Genomic DNA, 8101 nt, shown 5'->3' with positions numbered 1-8101 from the left:
GAGTCCGGCCGGAGCCATCCGGTCGAGAACCCGAATGCGGGGTAGATCTACCGGCACACGAACCGATAGTGAAGGTGTGAACATTGATTCGTCGACATGTCCGCAATCGGCTTACAAGTCGCAAGCGCGGTGCCCGCACCGCCGCTTTCATGGCCGCGACGGCAGTACTCACCGGCCTGGTGGCCGGTGTCGGCATCCCCACCGCCGCTGCTGATCCGATCATCGACAACAAGAAGCTGCTCGCGGATCCGGTGGCGCCGGACGGGTCGAAGATCACCAAGGCGGAGATGAAGGACGGCCGCAACATCCGGCTGTACGTCTACTCCGCGGCCATGGACGCCACCTTCCCCGTCGATGTGCAGCGGCCCGCCGACACCTCCGAACCGCGCCCGACCCTCTACCTGCTCAACGGCGCGGGCGGCGGTCAGGACGACGCCTCCTGGGTGAAGAAGACCAATATCGTCAACGGCTTCCTCGCCGACAAGAACGTCAATGTCGTGCAGCCGATCGGCGGCAAGTGGTCCTACTACATGGACTGGCAGCAGGACGATCCCACGCTCGGCCGCAACAAGTGGCAGACCTTCTTCACCGAGGAACTGCCGCCGCTGGTCGACGGCGCCCTCGGCACCAACGGCGTGAACGCGGTCGCCGGCATCTCCACCTCCGGCACCACCGTCCTCTCGCTGCCCGAGGCCAAGCCCGGCCTGTTCCGTGCCGCGGCCGCCTACAGCGGCTGCGCCCAGTTCGCCGATCCGGTGGGCCGCGAGTTCATGCGCCTGACCGTCGAGACCTGGGGCGGCGGCAAGCTGGAGAACATGTTCGGCCCCGAGAACTCCCCGGCCTGGGCCGAGAACGACCCGGTCGTCAACGCCGAGAAGCTGCGCGGCACCGACCTTTACATCTCCACCGGCAACGGCCTGCCGGGCCAGTGGGACGGGCTCAACGGCCCGTACACCCTGCCGGGCAGCTACGGCCTGGTGAACCAGCTCGTCATCGGCGGCGTCATCGAGGCGGGCACCAACTACTGCACCGCGAACCTCAAGACCAAGCTGGACTCGCTGAACATTCCGGCGACGTACAACTTCCGCAACAGCGGCACCCACTCGTGGGGGTACTGGAACGACGAGTTCATCAACTCGTGGCCGGTGCTCGCCCGCGGCCTGGGGCTCTAGAGCTAGCCCGCCTCGCTAGCCCGCCTCCCCGAGTATTCAGCGCCCGGCTCGGGAGCCGTTGCCTGATTCGCACGCGTGGTGCGGTCGGGCACGGCACCGGTTCTGGGCGTACCCGGGGAGTTACCCCGATCTCGCGAGATCAGTTGTCGCCTTTGCATGACGTGGCGGGGAGCGGTCCTCGTACGGTGCCTGCGTCTGATCCGGGTGCATCCTCTTCGGCGTCGCGCGTCGCCGTGAGGGTCTGGCTACGTAACCTGCGGTGTTCTTTCGACCGCTCGCCTTCGGGCGGGCGGTCGAATTCGTTCGGCGGGTTCGTCGGCCTGCCATAACGCGGCGGGTGGCCCGGTTTTATGGGGCTGACTCAACAAAAAGTTTGGTTCACCGTAAACTCCTGGGGTGGAGATCAGGCAGGCCGAGCGCCGCACCCGGTTGCAGCGCGGCAGATCGGCCGCCGTGCTGCTCGGCCCGGCGTTCGTCGCCGCCATCGCCTACGTCGATCCCGGCAACGTGGCCTCGAACATCAGTGCCGGCGCGAAGTTCGGGTATCTGCTGGTGTGGGTCATCGTCATGGCCAACGTCATGGCGGGGCTGGTGCAGTTCCTGTCGGCCAAGCTGGGTTTGGTCACCGGCATGTCGCTGCCCGAGGCCGTGCGCGACCGGGCGAGTCGCCGGGTGCGCCTGGCCTACTGGGCGCAGGCCGAGACCGTCGCGATGGCAACCGATCTCGCCGAGGTCGTGGGCGGCGCCATCGCGCTGAACCTGCTGTTCGGACTCCCGCTGCTGCTGGGCGGGCTGATCACCGGGGTGGTGTCGCTGGCCCTACTGGCGGTGCAGAACCGGCGCGGGCAGCGGCCCTTCGAACGCATCATCATCGGCATGCTGGCCGTCATCGCCATCGGCTTCCTGGCCTCGGTATTCATCTCGCCCCCTTCGGTTTCGGGCACCATCGGGGGACTGGTGCCGCGCTTCGACGGCACCGAGAGCGTGCTGCTGGCCGCCGCCATGATCGGCGCGACCGTCATGCCGCACGCCGTGTACCTGCACTCGGGACTGGCCCGGGATCGGCACGGTTCACCCGAACCCGGTCCCGCCCGCGCCCGGCTGCTGCGCATCACCCGGTACGACGTGGGCCTGGCCATGCTGCTGGCGGGCGCGGTGAACCTGGCCATGCTGCTCATGGCCGCGAGCACCCTGCGCGGGCGCGAGGGCGTGGACTCCCTCGAGGACGCGCACGCGGCGGTGACCCAAACCCTCGGTCCCGCCGCCGGATTGCTGCTCGCGGTCGGCCTGCTCGCCTCGGGCCTGGCCTCGACCTCGGTCGGCGCGTACGCCGGCGCGATGATCATGCAGGGCCTGCTGCGCCGCCGGATCCCGCTGCTGGTGCGCCGCGTGGTCACCCTCATTCCGGCCCTGGTGATCCTGGCCCTGGGCGTCGACCCCACCCGCGCGCTCATCGTGTCGCAGGTGGTGCTGTCCTTCGGCATCCCGTTCGCCCTGATCCCGCTGGTGCGCTTCACCGCCGACCGAAACCTCATGGGCGCGGACGTGAATCGCCGCCTCACCACGGGGCTGGCCTGGCTGGTGGCGGCCGTCATCTCGGCGCTGAACGTCGCGCTGATCTACCTGACGGTCACCGGAAGTTAGTCCGGTACAGGCGAAGTCGCTCGCTCCGTAGGGGGGAGCGAGCGACTTCGCACGGGCCCGGGGGACGGTCGCCGTCCCCCGGGCTCCGCGTGACGACCGGGAAACCTATTGTGCGAAAACCGCCGGGCGCTTCCCGAGCATGGCGTTCGCGCCCTCGGCGAAATCGGGGGAGCGCAGCAGCTCCGGCTGCCCCACGGCCTCGGCCGCCAGCGCCGCGTCGAGCGAGGTGAGCGCCGCGGCGTTGAGCGCGCGCTTGGTGAGTTCGATGGCCCGGCGCGGACCGTGCGCGAGCTTGGCGGCCGCGGCCTCGACCTTCGCGTCCAGCTCCGCCTCGGACAGCACGCCGGTGACGAGCCCGTGCCGCAGCGCGTCGGTCACCGGCAGCCGCTCGCCGAGCAGTGCCATCTCCGCCGCCAGCGGCCGCCCCGCCGCGGCCGCCACCATGGCCGCCGCGCCGCCGTCGGGCATGAGCCCGATATTGATGAAGGCCAGCAGCAGATAGGCGTCCTCGGTGGCGTAGGTCAGATCCGCCGCGAGCGCGAACGCGACCCCGACCCCGGCCGCCGCACCCCGTAGCCGGGCGATAACCGGTACGGGCGCGTCGACGATGGCCTTGATCATCCGATTGGCCGCCACCATGGTCATCTCGGGGGTGATGCCGCGGGCCGCCTCGGCGGGACTGGCCGACAGATCCGCGCCCGTGCAGAAGTCACCGCCCGCACCGGTCAGTACTATCACCCGCACGGCCGGTTCCGCCGCCGCGGCCAGCACGGTTTCGCCGAGACCGACCATGGTGTCGTAGTCGATGGCATTCTTGCGCTTGGGATTGGTGATGGTGATGCGCAGCACCCGCCCGTCGAGCACGGCGGTGTAGCCCGGGGTCGTCGCGGCAATGCTCATCGGTACTCCTGCCCGCGTGCGGCGAATTAGCCCGCGCGATGTGTTCAGCTGTGCGAATTGTGGTTAACTTAGGGTGACTCGTCCGGCACTGTCAACAGCCGGTGCCGTTCGGAAGGAGAAAGCGCATGGTCGCCGATCGCAGCGAGGTGGGACTCGCCGACGCGCGACCGGCCGCCGAATCCGGCCCCCGCCGACGACCCAAGAATCGCAAGGCGCAGATCGTGCGGGTGGCCGCACGAGCCTTCGCTGAGCGGGGCTATCACCCCGTGGGCGTGGACGAGATCGCGGCCGAGGTCGGCATCTCCGGGCCCGCGCTGTACCGGCACTTCCACAACAAGTACGCCATGCTGGTCGCCGCCGCCGAAATGGGGGCCCAGCAGTTGCTCGACGCCGCCAAGGCCGCGGACGACCCGAACCTCGAACCGGAACCGCGACTCACCGCGCTGTTCCGCGGCATCACCGAATACACCATCGACTGCCGTCGCGAGGGCGGGCTGTACCGCTGGGAGCGCCGCTACCTCGAACGCGAGGACCGCGCGCGCATCCGCGTCATCTACACCGAACTGCACGCCACCATGGAAGCGGCGATCGCCGCGCTCTACCCCGACGCCGACCCCGCCGACATCAGCCTGCGCGCGGCCGCCGTGCTCAGCGCTATCGGCAGTGTCACCGCGCACCGCACGGCCCTGTCCAACACGCGCCTGGTCGGCCTGCTCAACGAGATCTGCTGGGACATCCTGCGCGCCGACCTGCCGCCGGTGCCGCCCCATCCCGCGGGCGATCCGATCGTGCGCGGCCTGCCCGTCATCTCCAAGCGCGAGCAGTTGCTGACCGAGGCCATTCGCATCTTCGGCCGCCAGGGCTACCACGAAGCCAGCATCGAGGAGATCGGCGCGGCCGCCGGCATCAACGCCTCCAGCGTGTACCGGTACTTCGCCAGCAAGGCCGACCTGCTGGCCGCGGCGTTCCACCGCACCGGCGAGCGGGTGGCCATCGCCAACGCCGAGGCGCTCTCGGAGGCGACCAGCCGTTCGGACGCCGCGGTGCGCATCGCCGAGCGCTTCGCCCGCATGACCTTCCACATGCCCGAGATCCTGCCGGTGTACTTCGCCGAGTTCTCCAATCTGCCCGCCTCCGAACAGCATCGGCTGCGCTCGATCCAGCGGCAGAACGTCCTGGAGTGGGCCAATCTGCTCGAGGGCGATCAGGTGGAGGCGCGCTTCCGGGTGCACGCGGCCATCGGCCAGGTCGTCGATGTGGGCCGCCGCCTGCGCTTCGACTCCCGTCCCGCGCAAATGGCCCGGGTCGCCGCGCTCATGAGCGCGGTGCTGCTGGGCGCGGACACCGCGAACGCGGCGGAACCGGTCGCCTAGGCCGCCCGGCCGCGAAAGCGACCGCCGCGCAGGCTCGATCGTGTGGAATCGACGCCGCGGCCGGACCCGGTGCTCGGGCCCGGCGGCTCAGACCCGGTGCCGCAACCGGAACAGCGCCCGCGCCATGCGCAGCCGCTGCGGATGCCGGTCGAAGGTGCCCAGATCCACCGGATCCCGGCGGCGCTTCTCCACGATCGCCTGCGGCCGCGCGAATTCACGCAGCCGCTGTGCGTCCCGGATCCGGCCCGGACCGTGCACCCCGTACGCCGGGGCCGCGTTGACCGTCACCAGCTCGGTGCGGAGCCGTTCGGCGAACTCCGGCACGCTGCGCAGATCGCGGGTGAAAACCGCGACGGGCAGCGACCTTTCGTGCCCGTTGACGCGTTCCACCGCCTCGTCCATGGTCGCGACCCGGTTCACGATGAGCACCGGCCCGGTCGCCTCGCCGGTGGCGGCCAGGCTGACCTCCGGAACCTCGGTCAGCACAATGGGTTCGATGTAGGGCTCGCGAATCGACTCCAGGCTGCCGACCACCGGCCGCCCGCCCCGGGTGAGCGCGTCCCGGACCTGCCTGCGCACCACGTCGATCTGCGAGTCCAGGGTCATGGGCCCGTAGGAGGCGCGCCGATCGGCGGCCGGTCGCAGCCGGCGGGCCTGTTCGGCCACCAGCTCGAGGAAGGGCTCGTACACCGATTCCGCCACGTACACCCGGTGCACGCCCGCGGGTTGCTGGCCGGCATTGGACATCGACCCGTAAACCGCTGCCGCGGCGGCGATGTCGAGGCGCGCGTCGACCTGGACGATCATCGCGCCGCGCCCGCCCGGCTCGACCACCAGGGGAGTGGAGCTCTGCGCGCACAGCGCGGTGACCTCGCGGGCGCCCGCCACCGACCCGGAGTACGCGATCTTGTCCAGCCGGGCCCGGCACAGCGCGGCGGCGGTCGAACCGTCGCCGGTGACCACCTGCAGCACAGGCTGATTGGGAGACAGTCGACTCCAACTGTCGGCCAGCCAGGCGCCGACGCCGGGCGTCAGCTCGCTGGGCTTGAAGACCACCGCGTTCCCGGCCGCCATGGCGCTCGCGATCGAATTCATCGGCGTGAGAACGGGATTGTGCCAGGGCCCCAGGACTCCGACCACGCCGAGTGGCCGGTAGCCGACCACGCCGGGCTCGGCCCGCCGGAACCACGCGCGGGCGCGGGTGGGGCGGCCCAGCGTCTTTTCCGCATGGCGCGCAACCCAATCCAGGTGCTCGATCGCGAGCGTCACCTCGATCGCCGCGTCCATCCGGGGTTTGCCGGTCTCGGTGCTGATGAGCTCGACCAGGTCGCGGGTGCCGCGCGCGATCACGCGTTTCCAGTCCAGCAGCCAGCGCCTTCTGCCCGCGAATCCCAGTGCCGCCCACCACTGTTCGGTGGTGCGGGCGGAGCGGACCGCGCGGGTCAGCTCGCCGGCGCCCATGATGGCGAAATCGCCGACGACCTCGCCGGTGCGTGGATCGTACGATGTCAGTACCTTCGGTCGGCCCGTTCCCGTGCGCACCGTGGCCCGCGGCGGATGGGATTCCGACCGCGGCTGCGCAGACTCGGCCATGGTCACCCTCTCGTGGCCAATGAAATTCTCCCCGTCCCGCCAGACTATGGGCGGTGCGCGGACCCGACAAGGTACGAAAATCGACACATACCGCCCGGTCTGCGCCCGGAACAGCGGCTATTCGTAAACCCATCGGTTTGTGACCAAGCACACGTTTGCCGGATAGCTGCTTCGGCAAAGAAACGTCCTCGAAACTGGTGCCCCGGTAACATCGCGCACGGTGGAGTGGATCATCCCGGATGGGATGTGGGGACCTGCCGAAACGGGGCGACGGAATTGCCCGCCTATGCCGATAGTGGAGAGTTGATGCCGAGCTTGGACAAACCGGATTCGCAGACCGCGGAGACGCACAGCATAGGGAGCGAACCGGCCGTTTTCGTCGAGGACGTTCGTAAGTCGTTCGGCGATGTGCACGCGCTGCAGGGCATCAGCTTCAGCGCCGCCCGCGGCCAGGTGCTGGGCATTCTCGGCCCGAACGGCGCCGGCAAGACCACCACGGTCAAGGTCCTGTCCACCCTGCTGCGCCCGGACTCCGGCATCGCCCGCGTCGCCGGGCACGATGTGCGCAAGGATCCGGCGGCCGTCCGCCGCTCGATCATGATGACCGGCCAGTACGCGGCCCTCGACGAGAACCTCTCGGGCCGCGAGAACCTCGAACTCTTCGGCCGTCTCATGGGTCTGCAGCGCAAGGCCGCTCGACAGCGCGCCGACACCCTGCTCGAGGAATTCGACCTGACCGGCGCCGGCCGCCGCGCGGTCCGGCACTACTCCGGCGGCATGCGCCGCCGCGTCGACATCGCCTGCGGACTCGTGGTCCGCCCCGAGGTCGTCTTCCTCGACGAACCCACCACCGGTCTGGACCCGCGCAGCCGCCAGGGCGTCTGGGATCTGGTCAACACCCTCAAGACCCAGGGCATCACCGTCCTGCTGACCACGCAGTACCTCGAAGAGGCCGACGTGCTCAGCGACAACATCATCGTCATCGACAAGGGCACCGTCATCGCCGAGGGCACCGCCGACGCCCTCAAGGAGAAGACCGGCGGCAGCTACTGCGAGATCGTGCCGTTGGATCCGAGCGATCTCGCCAAGGCCGTCGAAGCGCTCGGCGAACTCGTGCCCGAGGCGGTACGCACCGTGACCACCGGCGAACGGCTCTCCATCCCCGCGCCCGACGGTGCGGGCACCCTGTCCGACGCGCTGCGCAAGCTCGACGCCGCGGGCATCAAGCTCGCCGACATCGGCCTGCGCCGCCCCTCGCTCGACGATGTGTTCCTCACTCTCACCGGGCACGGCGCCGAGCAGAACACGGCGGCCGTCACGGCGAAGCCGGAAGCCGTGCCGACAACCGCGGACGCGGAGCAGGCCGCCACCGCTGTCGAGACGACGGAGACCGCGGAGCAGAAAGCGTCCGCCGAGTGA

General features: G+C 69.8%; 6 protein-coding genes. 4 read left to right on the top strand and 2 right to left on the bottom strand.

The annotated features are described in order from the left end of the window. The first annotated feature begins 149 nt into the window (after positions 1-149). Positions 150-1172 (top strand): alpha/beta hydrolase family protein, encoded by a 1023-nt coding sequence (locus tag ACFVBH_RS29680; RefSeq protein WP_354984538.1) that lies wholly within the window; start codon positions 150-152, stop codon positions 1170-1172. Positions 1173-1568: 396 nt separating this feature from the next. Then, a complete protein-coding gene (locus ACFVBH_RS29675) occupies positions 1569-2816 on the top strand; it encodes an Nramp family divalent metal transporter (RefSeq protein ID WP_379006587.1) in 1248 nt (415 codons plus the stop codon). A 105-nt stretch (positions 2817-2921) separates the two neighbouring features. Here the strand turns inward: ACFVBH_RS29675 and ACFVBH_RS29670 are convergent, their stop codons facing one another. Further along, positions 2922-3716, bottom strand: a complete 795-nt coding sequence (locus tag ACFVBH_RS29670; RefSeq protein WP_354986671.1) for an enoyl-CoA hydratase-related protein — start codon at positions 3714-3716, stop codon at positions 2922-2924. Positions 3717-3841: 125 nt separating this feature from the next. Between ACFVBH_RS29670 and ACFVBH_RS29665 the strand changes: the two genes are divergently transcribed. Beyond that, a complete protein-coding gene (locus ACFVBH_RS29665) occupies positions 3842-5089 on the top strand; it encodes a TetR/AcrR family transcriptional regulator (RefSeq protein WP_379006584.1) in 1248 nt (415 codons plus the stop codon). Positions 5090-5176: 87 nt separating this feature from the next. On the opposite strand, the gene ACFVBH_RS29660 is transcribed toward ACFVBH_RS29665, so the two are convergent. Next, entirely contained in the window at positions 5177-6682 is a 1506-nt protein-coding gene (locus tag ACFVBH_RS29660) for an aldehyde dehydrogenase family protein (protein ID WP_354986669.1), read from the bottom strand. A 306-nt stretch (positions 6683-6988) separates the two neighbouring features. Here ACFVBH_RS29660 and ACFVBH_RS29655 point away from each other — a divergent pair, with 306 nt between their 5' ends. Then, on the top strand, positions 6989-8101 hold the full coding sequence (locus ACFVBH_RS29655) for an ATP-binding cassette domain-containing protein (RefSeq protein ID WP_354986668.1): 1113 nt from the start codon (positions 6989-6991) through the stop codon (positions 8099-8101).

Origin of the sequence: Nocardia sp. NPDC057668 (assembly GCF_042799795.1) — a bacterium.
Lineage (GTDB): Bacteria > Actinomycetota > Actinomycetes > Mycobacteriales > Mycobacteriaceae > Nocardia.
The sequence above is the reverse complement of the archived record's forward strand: the minus strand, read 5'-3'. Positions and strand labels throughout refer to the sequence as shown.